This is a genomic window from Gilvibacter sp. CC01, assembly GCF_055755295.1.
The window spans coordinates 570,071-585,624 of sequence record NZ_CM146909.1 but is presented as its reverse complement, the minus strand read 5'-3'; the positions used below and the strand labels follow the sequence as shown (position 1 = coordinate 585,624).

At 43.3% G+C, this 15,554-nt stretch carries 15 protein-coding genes; 8 read left to right on the top strand and 7 right to left on the bottom strand.

Annotated elements, in window-relative coordinates:
- The first annotated feature begins 66 nt into the window (after window positions 1-66).
- The 8 genes from recN (at window position 67) to AC0J2F_RS02695 (ending at window position 8,452) form a co-directional block, all read left to right on the top strand.
- Window positions 67-1,716, top strand: coding sequence for a DNA repair protein RecN (gene recN / locus AC0J2F_RS02730; protein WP_473008586.1), 1,650 nt, complete (start codon window positions 67-69; stop codon window positions 1,714-1,716).
- Between the two features lie 29 nt (window positions 1,717-1,745).
- Window positions 1,746-2,564: an enoyl-ACP reductase gene (locus AC0J2F_RS02725; protein WP_374958976.1), complete on the top strand. Its 819-nt coding sequence runs from the start codon at window positions 1,746-1,748 to the stop codon at window positions 2,562-2,564.
- Window positions 2,565-2,650: 86 nt separating this feature from the next.
- On the top strand, window positions 2,651-3,427 hold the full coding sequence (locus tag AC0J2F_RS02720; protein ID WP_473008584.1) for a T9SS type A sorting domain-containing protein: 777 nt from the start codon (window positions 2,651-2,653) through the stop codon (window positions 3,425-3,427).
- A gap of 114 nt (window positions 3,428-3,541) precedes the next feature.
- Complete coding sequence (locus AC0J2F_RS02715; RefSeq protein ID WP_473008582.1) at window positions 3,542-4,543, top strand: glycosyltransferase family 2 protein; 1,002 nt, start codon at window positions 3,542-3,544, stop codon at window positions 4,541-4,543.
- A 9-nt stretch (window positions 4,544-4,552) separates the two neighbouring features.
- On the top strand, window positions 4,553-5,506 hold the full coding sequence (locus AC0J2F_RS02710) for a CdaR family protein (protein ID WP_473008580.1): 954 nt from the start codon (window positions 4,553-4,555) through the stop codon (window positions 5,504-5,506).
- Window positions 5,493-6,098 carry a dephospho-CoA kinase gene (gene coaE / locus AC0J2F_RS02705; protein ID WP_374957221.1) on the top strand — a complete coding sequence of 202 codons (606 nt, stop codon included), beginning with the start codon at window positions 5,493-5,495 and terminating at the stop codon, window positions 6,096-6,098. Before AC0J2F_RS02710 ends, coaE begins: the two co-directional genes overlap by 14 nt.
- A gap of 72 nt (window positions 6,099-6,170) precedes the next feature.
- A complete protein-coding gene (locus tag AC0J2F_RS02700) occupies window positions 6,171-7,733 on the top strand; it encodes a sensor histidine kinase (RefSeq protein ID WP_087524924.1) in 1,563 nt (520 codons plus the stop codon).
- A gap of 2 nt (window positions 7,734-7,735) precedes the next feature.
- Entirely contained in the window at window positions 7,736-8,452 is a 717-nt protein-coding gene (locus AC0J2F_RS02695) for a response regulator transcription factor (protein ID WP_087524925.1), read from the top strand.
- On the opposite strand, the gene miaA is transcribed toward AC0J2F_RS02695, so the two are convergent.
- Genes miaA through AC0J2F_RS02660 form a run of 7 tightly spaced genes read right to left on the bottom strand, consistent with a single transcriptional unit; the run spans window position 8,449 to window position 15,404 of the window.
- Complete coding sequence (gene miaA, locus AC0J2F_RS02690; protein WP_374957223.1) at window positions 8,449-9,381, bottom strand: tRNA (adenosine(37)-N6)-dimethylallyltransferase MiaA; 933 nt, start codon at window positions 9,379-9,381, stop codon at window positions 8,449-8,451. The two genes, AC0J2F_RS02695 and miaA, sit on opposite strands and share 4 nt — an antisense overlap.
- 3 nt (window positions 9,382-9,384) lie before the next feature.
- Window positions 9,385-10,227 carry an ion transporter gene (locus tag AC0J2F_RS02685; protein ID WP_374957224.1) on the bottom strand — a complete coding sequence of 281 codons (843 nt, stop codon included), beginning with the start codon at window positions 10,225-10,227 and terminating at the stop codon, window positions 9,385-9,387.
- A 26-nt stretch (window positions 10,228-10,253) separates the two neighbouring features.
- Window positions 10,254-11,645, bottom strand: a complete 1,392-nt coding sequence (locus AC0J2F_RS02680; protein WP_473008578.1) for an exonuclease domain-containing protein — start codon at window positions 11,643-11,645, stop codon at window positions 10,254-10,256.
- The gene (locus tag AC0J2F_RS02675) at window positions 11,645-12,301 is read right to left on the bottom strand and encodes a YggS family pyridoxal phosphate-dependent enzyme (protein ID WP_473008577.1); all 657 of its coding nucleotides are present in this window, start codon (window positions 12,299-12,301) and stop codon (window positions 11,645-11,647) included. The genes AC0J2F_RS02680 and AC0J2F_RS02675 overlap by 1 nt, the downstream gene beginning before the upstream one ends.
- Window positions 12,301-13,536, bottom strand: a complete 1,236-nt coding sequence (locus AC0J2F_RS02670; protein WP_473008575.1) for a DUF1015 domain-containing protein — start codon at window positions 13,534-13,536, stop codon at window positions 12,301-12,303. The genes AC0J2F_RS02675 and AC0J2F_RS02670 overlap by 1 nt, the downstream gene beginning before the upstream one ends.
- A 3-nt stretch (window positions 13,537-13,539) precedes the next feature.
- Window positions 13,540-14,427: a 3-hydroxybutyryl-CoA dehydrogenase gene (locus AC0J2F_RS02665; protein ID WP_473008573.1), complete on the bottom strand. Its 888-nt coding sequence runs from the start codon at window positions 14,425-14,427 to the stop codon at window positions 13,540-13,542.
- 11 nt (window positions 14,428-14,438) lie between these two features.
- Window positions 14,439-15,404 (bottom strand): Gfo/Idh/MocA family protein, encoded by a 966-nt coding sequence (locus AC0J2F_RS02660; RefSeq protein WP_473008572.1) that lies wholly within the window; start codon window positions 15,402-15,404, stop codon window positions 14,439-14,441.
- Window positions 15,405-15,554 lie beyond the last annotated feature (150 nt).

The window sequence follows — 15,554 nt, the reverse complement described above, 5'->3', positions numbered from 1 at the left end:
GTGCTTTTTTAAGCGGAGTCTTTCTTATCTTTATTTTTTCAGATTTCGTTTAATGCTTTTGAACGCTTGATCCAATCATTATCCATAAAGAATTACGCCCTTATCGATCAGTTATCGGTCGATTTTGGAGCAGGTTTTACGGTGATCACCGGAGAGACCGGAGCGGGTAAATCTATCATCTTGGGAGCTCTTGGGCTTTTGTTAGGTCAGCGTGCCGACATGGAAAGCATTAAGGATAAATCTCAGAAAAGCGTCATAGAAGGCCATTTCGATCTGAGTAAGTTTCAGCTCGTGGATTTTTTTAAAACCCAAGACCTGGATTTTGACACGCATACCATAATCCGAAGAGAACTTCTAGCCTCGGGTAAGTCCAGGGCCTTTGTCAATGATACTCCAGTGAACTTACAAGTACTGAACGCTCTTGGAGTTCACCTTATAGACATACATAGTCAAGGGCAACAGTCTGCTGTAAACACCACTGCATTTAAGTTCGATCTGATAGATCTGATCGCAGAAAACCAAGAATTGTTGTCGGCTTACAGATCGTCCTTTACCGCTTACAAAGAGGCCAACAAGGCGCTAGAAACACTTAAGGAAGCTCAAGCTGCTGCCAATAAAGAATTTGATTACAATAAATTCTTGCTCTCAGAATTGCAAGAACTTCAATTGGATAAAATAGACGAAGCTGCAATAGATCAAGAATACGAAACCCTGTCTAATGTAGAACGGATCCAAGAACTCTTAGGCGGAGTGCTTCAAGCGCTGAGTGCCGAAGATGTGGGTGCTAGTGTAGGGCTGGCTGCTGCCAATCAGCAGCTACAACAACTAGCCAAGGTATCTCCTTTATTCAAAGAAGCTGCGGAGCGAATGTTATCCCTACAAATAGAGTTGGAGGACCTGGAGTCGCATTTGTTCGAGCAACAAGAACAAATAGAGAACGACCCAGAGCGCTTAGCAAGTTTGGAAGAAATTACGCGTAGCCTATACGATTTAAAGCGTAAGCACGCCGCTACTACTGTGGAGGAATTAATTGCAAAGCGACAAGAATTAGAGCAATTGGTTACTTTGGTAGAAGATCAATCGGACCAACTAAAGGCTGCTCAGGAAACATTGCGAAGCGCAAAGGCAACAATGGACAGCTGTGCAGACAAATTATTCAAAGCGAGAAAAGCGGTCATCCCACAAGTTTGTGAAACCGTGAACAAACACCTGCACATGTTAGAGATGCCGGCAGCGAATTTTGTGGTAGCCCAAGAGGTTGCAGCGCCGAATAATTACGGACACGAAAATCTTTCTTTCCTTTTTAGCGCAAATAAAGGTATTGCACCTGGGCCATTGCAAAAAATAGCCTCGGGCGGAGAGCTCTCTCGAGTTATGTTGGCTTTAAAGGCACTTATGGCCAAACATACCAACTTGGCAACCTTGATCTTTGACGAGATCGACACGGGGGTTTCCGGAGAGGTGGCCAACCGCATAGCAGATATTATGCAACAGATGTCCAGGTCCATGCAATTGGTGAGTATTACCCATTTGCCGCAAGTAGCCGCAAAAGGGAATCATCACTTTAAAGTATACAAACAAGACACCGATAAAGGTGTAAGCACACAAATGAAAGCGCTAACACAAGAAGAACGCGTGGTAGAGATAGCGCAAATGCTCGGCGGACAACAATTGTCCGAAACCGCATTGAATCACGCGAAAGAATTAATGAATTAACTATTTTTGACCGCATAAAACACCAACCTATGTCTTACAATTTATTAGCTGGAAAAAAGGGAATTATTTTTGGCGCCTTGGATGAGAACTCCATAGCCTGGAAAACTGCAGAAAGAGTACACGAAGAAGGCGGAAGCTTTGTGCTTACTAACGCTCCAATAGCCATGCGTATGGGGCAGATCAATGCTCTGGCAGAAAAGACCAATTCACAGATCATCCCGGCAGATGCTACGTCTTTAGAGGATCTGGAAAAGCTTGTCGACGGAGCAACGGAAGCCCTAGGCGGCAAATTAGATTTTGTACTCCATTCAATTGGAATGTCTGTAAACGTAAGAAAAGGCAAAGCCTATACCGATCAAAAATACGATTGGACCCACAAGGGATGGGATGTGTCTGCGCTGTCTTTCCATAAAGTAATGCAGACCCTGTATCAAAAAGACGCCATGAATGAATGGGGGAGTATAGTGGCGCTGAGTTATATGGCAGCCCAACGTGTTTTCCCAGATTACAATGACATGGCAGACAACAAAGCCTATTTGGAATCCATTGCGCGCAGCTTTGGATATTTCTTCGGAAAAGACAAGAAAGTTAGAGTGAATACTATTTCCCAGTCTCCAACTCCTACAACTGCGGGACAAGGAGTAAAAGGATTCGACGGATTCATCGCTTATGCAGAGAAAATGTCTCCACTAGGAAATGCTACTGCTCTTGATTGCGCAAACTATACCGTGAGTCTCTTTAGTGACCTTACTAAAAGAGTTACGCTGCAGAATCTCTATAACGACGGCGGTTTCTCAAATACAGGAGTGAGCAATGAAGTAATGGAAGCCTTTATGAAGGAGGAGTAAAATAGATATTCCTAATTACAGATAGAATTTGGTTTTATTAAATATTAGTGTAATTTTGTGTCAAAGTTTAAACTAAATCATGTGATATGAAAAAAATTACTTTATTGTTTTGTGCAGCATTATTCTCAGCTGGAATGACTGCGCAAGTTGTAACAGAAGACTTTGACTCTGGTCTACCAGCAGGATGGTCTACTGTACTGAACACAGGTTCTTGTGACTGGTTGAACGGTGCTGATATGCCATTTGGTCCAGACTTCGATACTCCAGCTATGTACTTTGACGATGACGCTTGTGGTAATGGAGCTGATGCTTCTAACACCACTTTGTTCTCAGCTGTGTACGACCTTACTGGTGTAACTAGTGATGTAACTATTACTTATGACGTTGCTTTCCAAGAAGTTGGAGATGGTGAGACTTTTACTGCTGAAGTAAACGCAGGAGCTGGATGGGAAACACTAGCTGTTTACGATGTTAACATTGATTCTATCCTTTCTGAGACTTTCACTGGTACAGCTTCTAACTCAGACTTCCAAGTTCGTTGGACTTATGACGATGCTGGTGGATCTTGGGGATGGCACGGTGGTGTAGACAACTTTACGTTGGACTACGTACTTAGCACTGATGACAACCAGATCGCTGGATTCAGCATGGTTCCTAACCCAGCTGTTGATGTAGTAACTGTAAGAGCTCAAAACGAGATTCAAGCTGTTACTTTCTTCAACATCCTTGGACAAAAGGTTCTTGAGGTTGCTCCTAATGCACTTTCTCAGGAGATCAACGTTGCTGCTCTTAAGGCAGGAGTTTACATTGTAAACGTAGTGTCTGACGATCAACAAGGTTCTTACCGTTTGATCAAGCAGTAAGCTGACTAAACAAAACAAAGAAATTTGGAAAGCCACCCACTGGGTGGCTTTTTTTTGTTTTGAAGTCTTCTAGGCTTTTCACGATTGGTTAAAAAATTGTTTTTTTGTGTTTGAATGAAGAGAGCCTACAGTTTTATAATACCAATATATAATCGTCCCGATGAGATTGACGAGCTTTTAGCGAGTATGGTGTCTTTTACAACGGACATACCTTTCGAAGTTTGTATCGTTGAAGATGGCTCTCAGAAGGACTGCAGGTCTATTATAGAGCAATATCAAGATAAGCTCCAAATAAGTTATCACTACAAGGATAATTCCGGTCCTGGCCCCTCAAGGAACTACGGCATGAAAGTGGCAAAGGGAAACTACTTTATTATTTTAGATTCAGATGTGATAATGCCTCCAGATTATCTCGATGTAGTTGAGGCAGCCTTATCAACTAACTATTTGGATTGTTTTGGAGGAGCCGATTCCGCGCATGAATCATTCAGCAATTTGCAAAAGGCAATAAACTACAGTATGACCAGCTTTTTGACCACAGGAGGTATTCGTGGTAGGAAGACTGCCGTTCAAAATTTTGAACCTAGAAGTTTCAATATGGGAATATCCAAAGCCTGCTTTGAGGCTGTAGGTGGTTTTGGAAAGATCCACCCTGGAGAAGATCCTGATCTGTCTTGGCGAATTAAGAAGGCTGGATTCAAAACGGGATTCATCTCTGGCGCAGCAGTATTTCATAAACGGAGGATCTCTTGGTTAAAATTTAAACAACAGGTGACCAAGTTTGGATTGGTAAGACCAATTCTGAACTCTTGGCATCCCGAATCCAGAAAGATCACCTTTTGGTTTCCTACACTATTTATTTTGGGCTTAGTTGCAAGCCTGATCCTTTTGATTCTCGGATATTGGTGGTTTGCTGCTTTATATGCCTTCTATTTTTGCTTATTGCTAATACATGCAACCATCTTAAATAAAAGCCTTAGCATAGGACTTATGGCCCTTTGGGCGACCTGCGTTCAATTCTACGGTTACGGCATGGCATACTTAAAAAGTTTTTGGCAGGTTCGCCTGCTTAAGAAAGATCCGCAGCAAGCATTCCCGCATTTATTTTTTAAGTAACTTTTACCCATGACGGCTGCAGAACGACAAAAACACAAATCGGGTAAGGGAAATATCAATTCCTTTGTTTTCTTTTTGATTTTGGCCACGCTTTTCTGGGTGTTGACTAAATTTTCTAAGCAGTACCAGCAGGACATTCAGGCTGAGGTTGAGTTTGTGAACATGCCTGCCAATACCATGGTCAGTGATGCGGCTACTGCAATTCCGATCCGAGTGAGTGCGTCTGGATTTGAATTCCTGTACTATAAGCTCAGTAAACCCAAACTTTCCATTGATCTGAGTACCATAAGCCCGAATGAGCAAGCCCGCTGGACGATCTCTAAGCAGAATTTAGAGAATCTTGCAACTATTCAACTCAAGCATCCGGTAACAGTATTAAGCGATAAATCATCTTTAGAGCTTCCTTTAAGGGATTTGGGCCAGCGCAGAGTAGCCGTTCAAGCGCGGGTAGACTATACATTTAAGGAGGGTTATTCTTATATGACTCCCTTCGCGATCAGTCCGGATTCAGTCACAGTTATAGGTCCGGAGAACCAAATTTTAAAAGTCACCAACTTACAAACAGAAGCGGTTTCCTTTAAGGAGTTGGATGAGGGAATAACAGGTACGCTGAGAATAAACCTACCAGAGGAGCTTGCTGGGGTTAAGGTGGACCCAGAAGAGGTCACCTACAGCATGGAAGTGCAAGAGTTCATCGAGAACGAAGTTCTTGTGCCCATTACACTTGTTGGGAACGATCAGCAACAAGGGATACAGTTGTTTCCTTCGTCGGTAACGGTGCGATACACCATTAATTTTTCGGATTATAAATCTGTACAACCGGCAGATTTTAAAGTGGTTTGTGACCTTTCTAAAGTTGAACCGGGCGGGAAGTATCTGATCCCTGAACTTATTGATTTCCCTGATGGAGCCAGACGCTTAAGTATAAGCCCAGATCAAATTGAATTTATTGCCATACAATAAGATGATGATCCTTGGACTTACAGGAGGAATAGGAAGTGGGAAAACCACTGTTGCTCGCTTTTTTGAAGCTCTGGGGGTCGCAGTTTATTACGCCGACGATAGGGCCAAACGCTTGATGGTACAAGATCAAGACCTGGTGGCATCTATTAAATCATTACTCGGTCAAGAGGCCTATACAACAGACGGACGTCTCAATCGTGCTTTTATTGCCAGTAAGGTCTTTGCCGATGCAGAATTGCTCCAACAACTCAATCAGTTGGTCCATCCTGCGGTGGGGCGAGACTTTAGCAAGTGGGCGCAAGAGCAAGAAGGTTCTTATGTGCTCAAAGAAGCCGCGATCTTGTTTGAAAACGGAAGCTACCAACAAGCAGACAAGAATATCTTGGTCACGGCTCCTTTAGAAACTAGACTAGAACGCGTCATGAAACGCGATGGAGCGACCCGCGAAGCGGTCTTAGCAAGAATGCAGCATCAATGGCCAGATGAGCAGAAAATACCACTCGCAGACTTCGTTATTGAAAACATTGATCTTGAGGAGACTAGAAAGCAAGTAAATTCGCTCCATAAGCAGCTTATTTCCTTCAAAAAATAGACGAACGGACATTTTTGTTAACATTTGGTTAAACGGAAACGGCCCGGGCCTTAAAAGAGGTACTTTTGAACAATGAACAAAAGACTGTTTGTCATACTCATTGTATTCATGAGCGTTGCACTATTGGGGATTATCTTCGTGCAGGCGTATTGGATCAATAATTCCTTCCAGACCAAGCAGGAGCAATTCACCAAAGATATTCGCCAGGTGATGATCGCTGTTTCTCAGGACATACAGCTTTTTGAACAGGAGCAGATCTACAATGCTATCGTTGCCCTAGAAGAGAACTTCGAAGAGCCGGATTCCACAAAGATCACAGAGATCGTTTATCGCCGTATTGACGAAGACAAGAATGAGGTCTTTATATTCAGCAACGGTATTGTCCAGCGCGATTATAAGCTTTCTCCAAGCTTTCTGGATATAGGCATGGACTCAATCGCTTTTAGAAGCTTGGTGAACGAACAGGTTACCACTACCATTACTCCAGGGATAGACGGCGCTGCACCGATTAAGTCGGAGAATAAGACTTATAAGCGAATGAACGAGCTTGAGATGGCAGTTATTTCCGAAATAGCGCTCAAGGTCTCTGAAAAGATCCCGATTCATCAAAGGGTAAGCCCAGAGCTAATTGAAAGGATGATCGATAAAGAACTTCGCAAAAAAGGGATGCGCACCAGTTATGAATACGGGGTATACAGTAATCAATTGGCAACAAAGGTCCGCTCCAGAGATTTTGATATAAATGCGCCCTCTACATTTGGGGTTCCGATGTTTATCGATCAAAATGATAATTTCAATTACCAGTTGTTTGTCACTTTTGACAACACTCGCAAGGAACTTTTTGGTTCTATAGTTGGGATCTCGGTGCTTTCTATACTGTTCACGGCCATTATCATTTTGGCTTATTGGTATGCAATCTCTCAACTTATTCGTCAGCGTCAGATCTCACAGATCAAGACGGATTTCATAAACAACATGACCCACGAATTCAAAACGCCGATTGCCACTATTAATTTGGCACTAGACGCTCTGAAGAATCCTAAAGTGGCCCAAGACGATGATTTTAAACAGCGCTATCTAAAAATGATACGCGATGAGAATAAGCGTATGCATGCCCAAGTGGAGAATGTGCTGCGTATTTCGCGTTTGGAGAACAAATCCATCAATCTAAAGAAAGAAAGAGTAAAACTACACGACATAGTAGAAGATGCTATCACCAGTGTTTCTCTTATGGTAGAGGATAGAGGCGGATATATCAAAACGCATTTCAATGCGCAGAAATCGTCCATTTTGGGAAATGATTTCCACCTGACCAACGTTTTTGTCAATATGCTTGACAATGCGATCAAATACTCAGAAGGAGCGCCTAAAATTGATGTATATACAGAATTGGGCAAGAATACCATTTTGGTCAAGATCGTTGACCAAGGGATAGGAATGTCCAAATCGGCACAAAAACAAATCTTTGAAAAATTCTACCGGGAACATACCGGAAACATACACAACGTAAAAGGACACGGCCTTGGACTGGCTTATGTGAAACGAATCTTAGATGACCATCAAGCAACGGTCTATGTAGAAAGTGAGCGCGGCAAGGGAAGTACCTTTAGTATAAAATTTCAATTAATCTCTTAATTATGGAAACGGAAAATAAAAAAATCTTATTGGTCGAAGACGACCCGAATTTTGGAACAGTCCTTAAGGACTACCTAGCGATGAACGAGTACGATGTAACCCACGCCAAAAATGGTATGGAAGGCTTCGAAAAGTTCAAGAAAGACAATTTCGATCTTTGCATCTTAGATGTGATGATGCCTTATAAGGACGGATTCACTTTGGCTAAGGAGATCCGCGAAAAGAACAAAGACGTGCCGATCATCTTCTTGACCGCCAAGGCACTTAAAGAGGATGTCCTGAAAGGATATAAAGTAGGAGCAGATGACTATCTGAACAAGCCTTTCGACTCTGAGGTACTCTTAATGAAGATCAAGGCGATCATCCAACGCAAGGCTACAGATTCCTTATCGGACAGCAAACAGTTCGAATTCCAGATCGGAAAGTTCCACTTGAATTCAAAACTGCGCTTTTTGTCTTACAACAAAGAGGAGCCAAGCAAGCTTTCTCCAAAAGAGAACGATCTGTTGCGCTTATTGGCCTTGCACAAGAACGACCTTATGCCACGTGAATTAGCCTTGACCAAGATCTGGAGAGACGATAACTATTTTACCTCTCGTTCTATGGACGTTTATATTGCTAAGCTGCGTAAGTATTTGAGCAAAGACGACGGTGTTGAGATTCTAAACATTCACGGAGAAGGATTCCGTTTGGTGGTAAAAGACGAAGTAGAGAACTAGGATCTTTGTAGTTCGTTATGTTGTGCTGCTAAGGCTGAGACGATCTCGGCCGTAGGAGTTTGATAATCGAACCATTGGATCTGAGGATCTTTTCTAAACCAAGTGAGTTGCCTTTTGGCAAATCGCCTCGTGTTTTGTTTTATAGCGTCTATGGCGTCCTGTAGCGGTGTATCCGTTTCCAAGTGACCGATCAGTTCGCGATAACCCACCGTCTGTAAAGCGTTGAGATCCTTAAACGATAATAGGCCTTTTACTTCTTGTAAGAGGCCTTCTTGCATCATAATATCTACCCGCCTGTTAATGCGGTCGTAAATGAGTTCCCGCTCTGCTGTTAGGCCAAGCTTAATGGTTTTGAATGCCCTTTGTTTTGGTTGCTGATTTCTAAAGCTGCTAAAGGTCTTTCCAGTTTGTTGAATTACTTCTAAAGCGCGTATTAATCGATGCGGATTTTGTAGGTCAACTTCGCTGTAGTACTCCGGATCCTTTTGCTGCAGCTCATCTTGAAGGCTCGCTATTCCTTCATTTTTGAGTTGCTGATTGAGCGCATCTCGTACTCCTGGAGCTATTTCTGGGAATTCATCTAAACCCTTGGTCACTGCATCCACATAGAGTCCGGAGCCGCCTACCAGGACTACCACTGGGTGCTCTTTGAATAACTCATCTAATAGGGCAATGGCGTCTCGCTCAAAATCTCCAACAGAATAGGAATCGGTAATACTGAGGTGTTGAATGAAGTGGTGGGGCGCAGCCGCTAACTCTTCAGGGCTCGGAACTGCTGTCCCTATGCACATCTCTTTAAAGAATTGCCTGGAATCTGCAGAGATAATTTCTGTATTGAAATGCTGGGCCAGTTGTACAGCTAAAGCCGTTTTGCCTATTGCTGTTGGCCCTACAACACAGAGCAGTACGCCTTGGCTATTAGCACTCATTAATTATTCGTCGTTTGGGTGCAAGTCTTCTCCGCAGTTAAAACAATGCTTGGCATTATCTCTATGGTCAGATTTACCACAGTTGGAACAACTTTGGGTATTGGTATGTACTACTTTAGTATTTCTGGCATATTCAGCACTGATAATTCCGGTAGGAACAGCAATGATCCCATAACCCATGATCATGATCAGCGCAGAAAGGAATTGTCCCAGCGGCGTAATCGGTGCGATGTCTCCATAACCCACAGTAGTTAGGGTTACGATACACCAATAGATACTTATAGGAATGTTCTTAAAACCGCTTTCTTCGCCCTCTATAAAGTACATGAGCGTTCCGGCAATGATAGAAACAATGAGCACCGCAAAGAGAAAAATAGAGATCTTAGCCCAAGAATGTTGAATGGCACGTACCAGTTTATTGGATTCTCCTACATAGCGCGTCACTTTTAGAATTCTAAATATCCGCAGCAAACGCAAAGCACGAACCGTCACCAAGGCTTGCGTTCCTCCCAAAAAAAGCGATAAATACAAGGGAATAGTCGCTAGAAAGTCTATGATGCCGTAAAAGCTAAAGATATAGCGAGACGGCCGCTTAATACTGATGATCCGTAAAATGTATTCTATCGAAAAGAAGATTGTTATGATCCATTCGCCTATATACAGCTCGTCATGATACTTGGCGTCTATAGATTCCACACTTTCCATCATCACAAAGACAATACTGAGTACGATCAATATCAGCAAGATCACGTCAAAGGTCTTGCCAGAGGGTGTATCGGCCTCGTAGATCACCTCGTGGATGCGACTGCGCCAGCGCGCTGTTTTCTTGGGTTTATAGTCCTTCACCCTGTAAATTTAAGAGAAAAAATGAGCTAGTTAAAATTTGAGCCGTTTTGTAGCTTCTCTAGTGGAATGATCTTGAGTACCTTTTTCCTTCTTAAAAAGGAGTGAATGATGTGCTGCGCATCCCGATTGTCTTCCATAGGCGAGATGATACTGCGGAGAATTTCCAGGTTGTTGATCTGGTAATTGAGGTTAAAAAAACCAAAACCGCGGTAAACACCGTCTTCTATCAATATCACGGAGCGCTCGTCTACTTCTCGGCCGTAATCTATAATGACCATATTCTGATTCTCATAGCTGTGCATGGCCAAATAGCGCTCTACACGAGCATTGTACTGGTCTACAGGTTCTTCTCCTATACAGGCTCCGAAGCACTCTTTGATCGTGTGTAAAAAGCACGGCCCGCTGGTTTTGTGTAGTCCCGTGTGTTTCTGACAGAGCTGATGCTGCTCAGTGATCTTAAAGAGTTGTGACTTGGCCTGTTGATAATTGGTGAAAGTGGTTATGGCCGGTTTGTCCAAATTGGTCTTTTCGATCTTGAATTGAAGATAACCCGCCTCGTCTTTAGTTAGCCCTAATTGATAATTGTAGATCGTCTTGCGCAAGGCTCGATTATAGCGCGGCTTGTTGCGTTTTATTTCTTCGGATTCTTTAAGCTGAGCTATTAAGTCACTTCCGGTTGCCTCATAGCTTACCGCAGCAACTTCCAGTTGAATTTTTTTGGACTTTCTATTGTCTGAGGTAAAGTGCTGGTTCAAGCGTTTTTTAATGTTCCGACTTTTGCCGATATAAATGATACTCCCATCTTCTCGGTGCATATAATACACTCCGGTCACAGAAGGGGTGGCTTCTACCATGTCTAGCAGTTTGGGTTCCAACTGCCGCTTGGCTTCCATGCGCACGGTTTGACTGATAATCTCTTTCTTCTGATCCTTACTCAGTAGCAACTTGAATAAGGTAACCGTAGCTTTTGCATCACCGGCCGCCCGATGTCTGTCACTTAAGGGAATACCCAAGGAGCGCACCAGTTTGCCCAAACTATAAGAGGGCATGTCTGGGATCAGCTTTTTAGCCAACTCCACAGTACATAAGGATTCGCGCTCATAATTGTAACCGAGTCTGTCAAATTCAGTGCGCAAGATACGCGTATCGAATTGAGCATTATGAGCTACCAAGATACAACCTTCGGTGATCTCAATGATGCGTTTGGCTACCTCGTAGAATTTAGGCGCATTGCGCAGCATTTCATTGTTTATCCCAGTTAGATTTACCACAAAAGGTTGGATCTTTCGCTCGGGATTCACCAAACTGATAAACTGATCTACGATCTCGTGGCCGTCAAACTTATAAATAGCGATCTCGGTAATACCTTCTTCATTGTATTTCCCTCCAGTGGTCTCTATGTCTAAAATCGCGTACATCAATTGTAATTACGGGCGCCAAAAATGGCACTCCCTACGCGGATCATGGTACTGCCCGTTGCTATGGCTATTGGGTAGTCGCCACTCATCCCCATGGAGAGAACGTGAAAGGCTTCAGCTTGTTGGTGTTGGTCGTATTTTTCTTTCAAGATATCAAATTCACTCCGTAGCTGCTGCTCGTTCTCAGTAAAAGTAGCCATGCCCATTAGGCCGACTATACGGACATGATCGAGTTGTAGTTCTTTTTTCTTGGCTAATAAGGACTCCAAGTCCGCAGGAGGAAGGCCAAACTTACTGTCTTCCGAAGCGATCTTTAACTGGATCAAACAGTCTATCACCCGCTCGTGCTTTTTAGCTTGTTTATTGATCTCCTTGAGCAACTTCAGGCTGTCTACGGCATGAATTAGACTCACAAAAGACGCCATATACTTAACCTTATTGGTCTGTACATGGCCTATCATGTGCCATTCAATGTCCTTTGGAAGCTGCTCCCATTTGGCCGCCATTTCTTGGATCTTGTTCTCACCAAAGATCCGTTGCCCGGCATCGTAGGCTTGTTGTAGATCTCTGGTAGGCTTCGTCTTAGATACTGCAACCAGTGTTACATGCTCAGGGAGCTTTTCCTTGAATTGCTTTATGTTTTCTGCTATGCTCATTAAAACTCGTAAATGGTTATGCCCGATCGTAATTTGGGCATTATATAAGAACTTTTAGGTGGCATAGTTAGTTGCTGGTCGGCCACTGCTTTTAATTCTTCGATATTTACAGGAACCATGCTGAATCCCACAGCAAATTTACCAGAATCTACAGCATCTTTGATGTTGAACTTTCCTTCGCGTTCACTGTGGTAGCTCAAGCGTTTATCTGTTCTAGGGTCCTTGATGCCCAATATTGGCTGTAATATGGTGTCTAGTAGTAATTGAGAATCTAGCGCTTGTAAGGCATCTTGGAATTCCACTTTGAATTTTCTCAGATAAAGCGAATAGAATTCTCCGTCCAAATACATCCCAAAATGATGCTTCTTACTTGGAGCATATGGGCTTACCCCGCGATTCTCTATACGGAAAAATTCGTCCAACTTAATGAGTAATGCCTCTTTGCTCAAGCCATTGAGATCTTTAACCATGCGATAAAAGGCTTCAATCCGCAGATCGCTCTCCGGAATTAGAAAGCTCATAAAGAAATTGTAGCTGTCTTGCCCTTCTCCCAAAGGATTTTCTTGCATCTGCTCCGCCAAACGCACGGAACTCGCGCAGCGGTGATGCCCATCTGCAATATAGATCTGTTGCATAGCTGAGAAACAAGACTTGATGCCTTTTACATGAGCCTCTTCACTTACCGGCCATAAATAGTGCGTATCTCTAAAGGTGGTGGTGAATTCATATTCTGCACGTACTCGCACTATTTGATCCATGATCTCTTCCAAGGGATCGTTGGGTGGATAGGTAAGCAGGATGGGCTCCGCGTTAAAACCAACCGTGTGTAGGTATTCTGTAAACAGTGTTTCGCGCTGAGCCAAAGTGTCTTCGTGTCGCTTCACGACATTGTTTTGGTAATCTTCAGTGCTCACTGCCGCAATGATACCACGATAGGTATGCCCATCTCTATCTATGATCTGGTATATGTAATAGCAGGGCTGCGGATCTTGGATAAGATTGCCTTCTTCTTTAAATTCCAAATAGCGGTTGCGAACCATCTCAAAACGTTCCTGGCCAGAGAGTTTCTTCTGGTATTTAAAGCCCGGATTGATGATGTGCAAAAACGAGAACGGATTGGCTTTCATTCGCGCATTCCGCTCGCTGGGCAAGTAGGTGTCATAAGATCTGCTCACCATTATGCTGACCAGTTCGCGTGCCGGCCTTACTGCGGCAAAGGGACGAACATCAGCCATAAATTAAGAAAACATTGCTGCGACCTTTTCGGCCTTGCGACTTTCTGAATAATCGTAGAAGCCTTCTCCGCTCTTAACTCCCAATTTTCCTGCCATAACCATGTTTACAAGCAGTGGGCACGGAGCGTACTTCGGATTCTTAAAGCCTTCATACATCACGTTTAATATAGAAAGACAAACATCCAGACCAATAAAGTCGGCCAATTGTAAAGGTCCCATTGGGTGGGCCATTCCAAGTTTCATTACTGTATCTATCTCTTGTACTCCAGCAACACCATTGTAAAGGGTTTCTATCGCCTCGTTTATCATTGGCATCAAGATACGGTTGGCTACAAATCCAGGGTAGTCATTTACTTCTACAGGAACCTTATTGAGCTTTTTAGAGATCTCAGCAACGGTGTTGTAGGTTTCTTGACTGGTGTTATAACCTTTAATGATCTCTACCAATTTCATGATCGGTACAGGGTTCATAAAGTGCATCCCAATAACCATATCTGGTCTTGAGGTCGCTGCCGCGATCTGTGTAATGGAGATCGATGAGGTGTTAGTAGCCAGGATGGTATCGTCCGGACACAATTTGTCCAAGTCTTGAAAGATCTTCAGTTTCAGGTTTACATTCTCTGTAGCCGCTTCAACAACTAGGCTCGCGTATTCCACACCTTCTTCTAGGCTGGTGTAAGTGGTGATGTTCCCAAGGGTACGCGCCTTGTCTTCTTCACTGATCTTCTCTTTGGCGACCATGCGGTCCAGATTCTTGGTGATCGTGGCCATTCCTCTGTCTAAAGAGGCTTGAGAAATATCTATCAGTTGTACTTTATAATCGAATTGGGCAAAAGTGTGGGCAATTCCGTTACCCATGGTTCCTGCACCTATTACGGCTACGTTTTTCATATATGAAGTTCTTAGTTGTTAAAGTTTTCAATGACCTGCATGGCTAAGCGCAGTGCTTCCGTGCCTTGATGCAAGCTCACTATAGGCGTTTTATCATCTTTGATCGCCTCTGCAAAAGTGTTGAGTTCGTCTAGGATGGCATTGTTCGGTCTTACCTCCGGATTGTCAAAATAGATCTGCTTTTTGTCACCATCTGCATTGGTGAGTATCATGGCAAAGTCGTCTGGAGTCTCTGGAGCATCCATCATTTTTACCACTTCGCATTTCTTTTCTAAAAAGTCAACAGAAATGTATGCATCTTTCTGAAAGAAACGACTCTTGCGCATATTCTTAAGTGAAATTCTACTGGCAGTTAAATTCGCGATACAGCCGTTCTCGAATTCGATTCGCGCATTAGCGATATCTGGGGTAGAACTTATAACAGAAACTCCGTTTGAGGTAACCGATTTAACCGGTGATTTAACCACACTCAAGATCACGTCGATGTCGTGTATCATCAGATCCAATACAACAGAAACGTCTGTACCTCTAGGATTGAATTCTGCCAAACGATGGCTTTCAATAAACATAGGATTGTCAAATCGATCTACTACCGCTCGAAAAGCAGGATTGAAGCGTTCTACCTGTCCTACCTGTCCGCGAACTTTGTGTTTTTTGGCCAAGGCTCTGAGCGCCTCAGCTTCTTTTACTGTTGTAGTGATCGGCTTTTCAATGAACAAATGCTTACCAGCCTCAATGACCTTTTTGGCCGTTTCAAAGTGATATAAGGTAGGCGTTACTACATCTACCATGTCACAATCGGCAATTAGGGCCTCTAAGCTTGGGTAGGCTTTATACCCAAACTCCTCTGTAATAGCTGCAGCCTGTTTAGGGTCCGCATCGTAGAACCCCATCAACTCGTATTGATCGGATTCTTGCAAAAGTCTTAAATGGATCTTTCCCAGATGCCCCGCACCTGCAACACCGGCTTTAAGCATAGTCTTTGATTGTTGATTTTGACTGATCTCAGAGCGAATTGTGCCCTAGCGATCACACCTACAAAAATAGTATTTATTCCCCGAACTTCACAGGATAAATCGGCCGTGATTTTTGCAGGAAAACTTTTAGTTCGTTTTCTTTGTGAGACT

What these genes read in the sequence shown, in the direction of transcription:
- AC0J2F_RS02660 (WP_473008572.1), bottom strand. Translation starts at nt 15,404, where the DNA reads ATGCTTAAAGCCGGTGTTGCAGGTGCGGGGCATCTGGGAAAGATCCAT.
- AC0J2F_RS02665 (WP_473008573.1), bottom strand. Translation starts at nt 14,427, where the DNA reads ATGAAAAACGTAGCCGTAATAGGTGCAGGAACCATGGGTAACGGAATT.
- miaA (WP_374957223.1), bottom strand. Translation starts at nt 9,381, where the DNA reads ATGAGTGCTAATAGCCAAGGCGTACTGCTCTGTGTTGTAGGGCCAACA.
- AC0J2F_RS02700 (WP_087524924.1), top strand. Translation starts at nt 6,171, where the DNA reads ATGAACAAAAGACTGTTTGTCATACTCATTGTATTCATGAGCGTTGCA.
- AC0J2F_RS02720 (WP_473008584.1), top strand. Translation starts at nt 2,651, where the DNA reads ATGAAAAAAATTACTTTATTGTTTTGTGCAGCATTATTCTCAGCTGGA.
- AC0J2F_RS02680 (WP_473008578.1), bottom strand. Translation starts at nt 11,645, where the DNA reads ATGTACGCGATTTTAGACATAGAGACCACTGGAGGGAAATACAATGAA.
- AC0J2F_RS02670 (WP_473008575.1), bottom strand. Translation starts at nt 13,536, where the DNA reads ATGGCTGATGTTCGTCCCTTTGCCGCAGTAAGGCCGGCACGCGAACTG.
- AC0J2F_RS02725 (WP_374958976.1), top strand. Translation starts at nt 1,746, where the DNA reads ATGTCTTACAATTTATTAGCTGGAAAAAAGGGAATTATTTTTGGCGCC.
- AC0J2F_RS02710 (WP_473008580.1), top strand. Translation starts at nt 4,553, where the DNA reads ATGACGGCTGCAGAACGACAAAAACACAAATCGGGTAAGGGAAATATC.
- AC0J2F_RS02675 (WP_473008577.1), bottom strand. Translation starts at nt 12,301, where the DNA reads ATGAGCATAGCAGAAAACATAAAGCAATTCAAGGAAAAGCTCCCTGAG.
- AC0J2F_RS02695 (WP_087524925.1), top strand. Translation starts at nt 7,736, where the DNA reads ATGGAAACGGAAAATAAAAAAATCTTATTGGTCGAAGACGACCCGAAT.
- AC0J2F_RS02715 (WP_473008582.1), top strand. Translation starts at nt 3,542, where the DNA reads ATGAAGAGAGCCTACAGTTTTATAATACCAATATATAATCGTCCCGAT.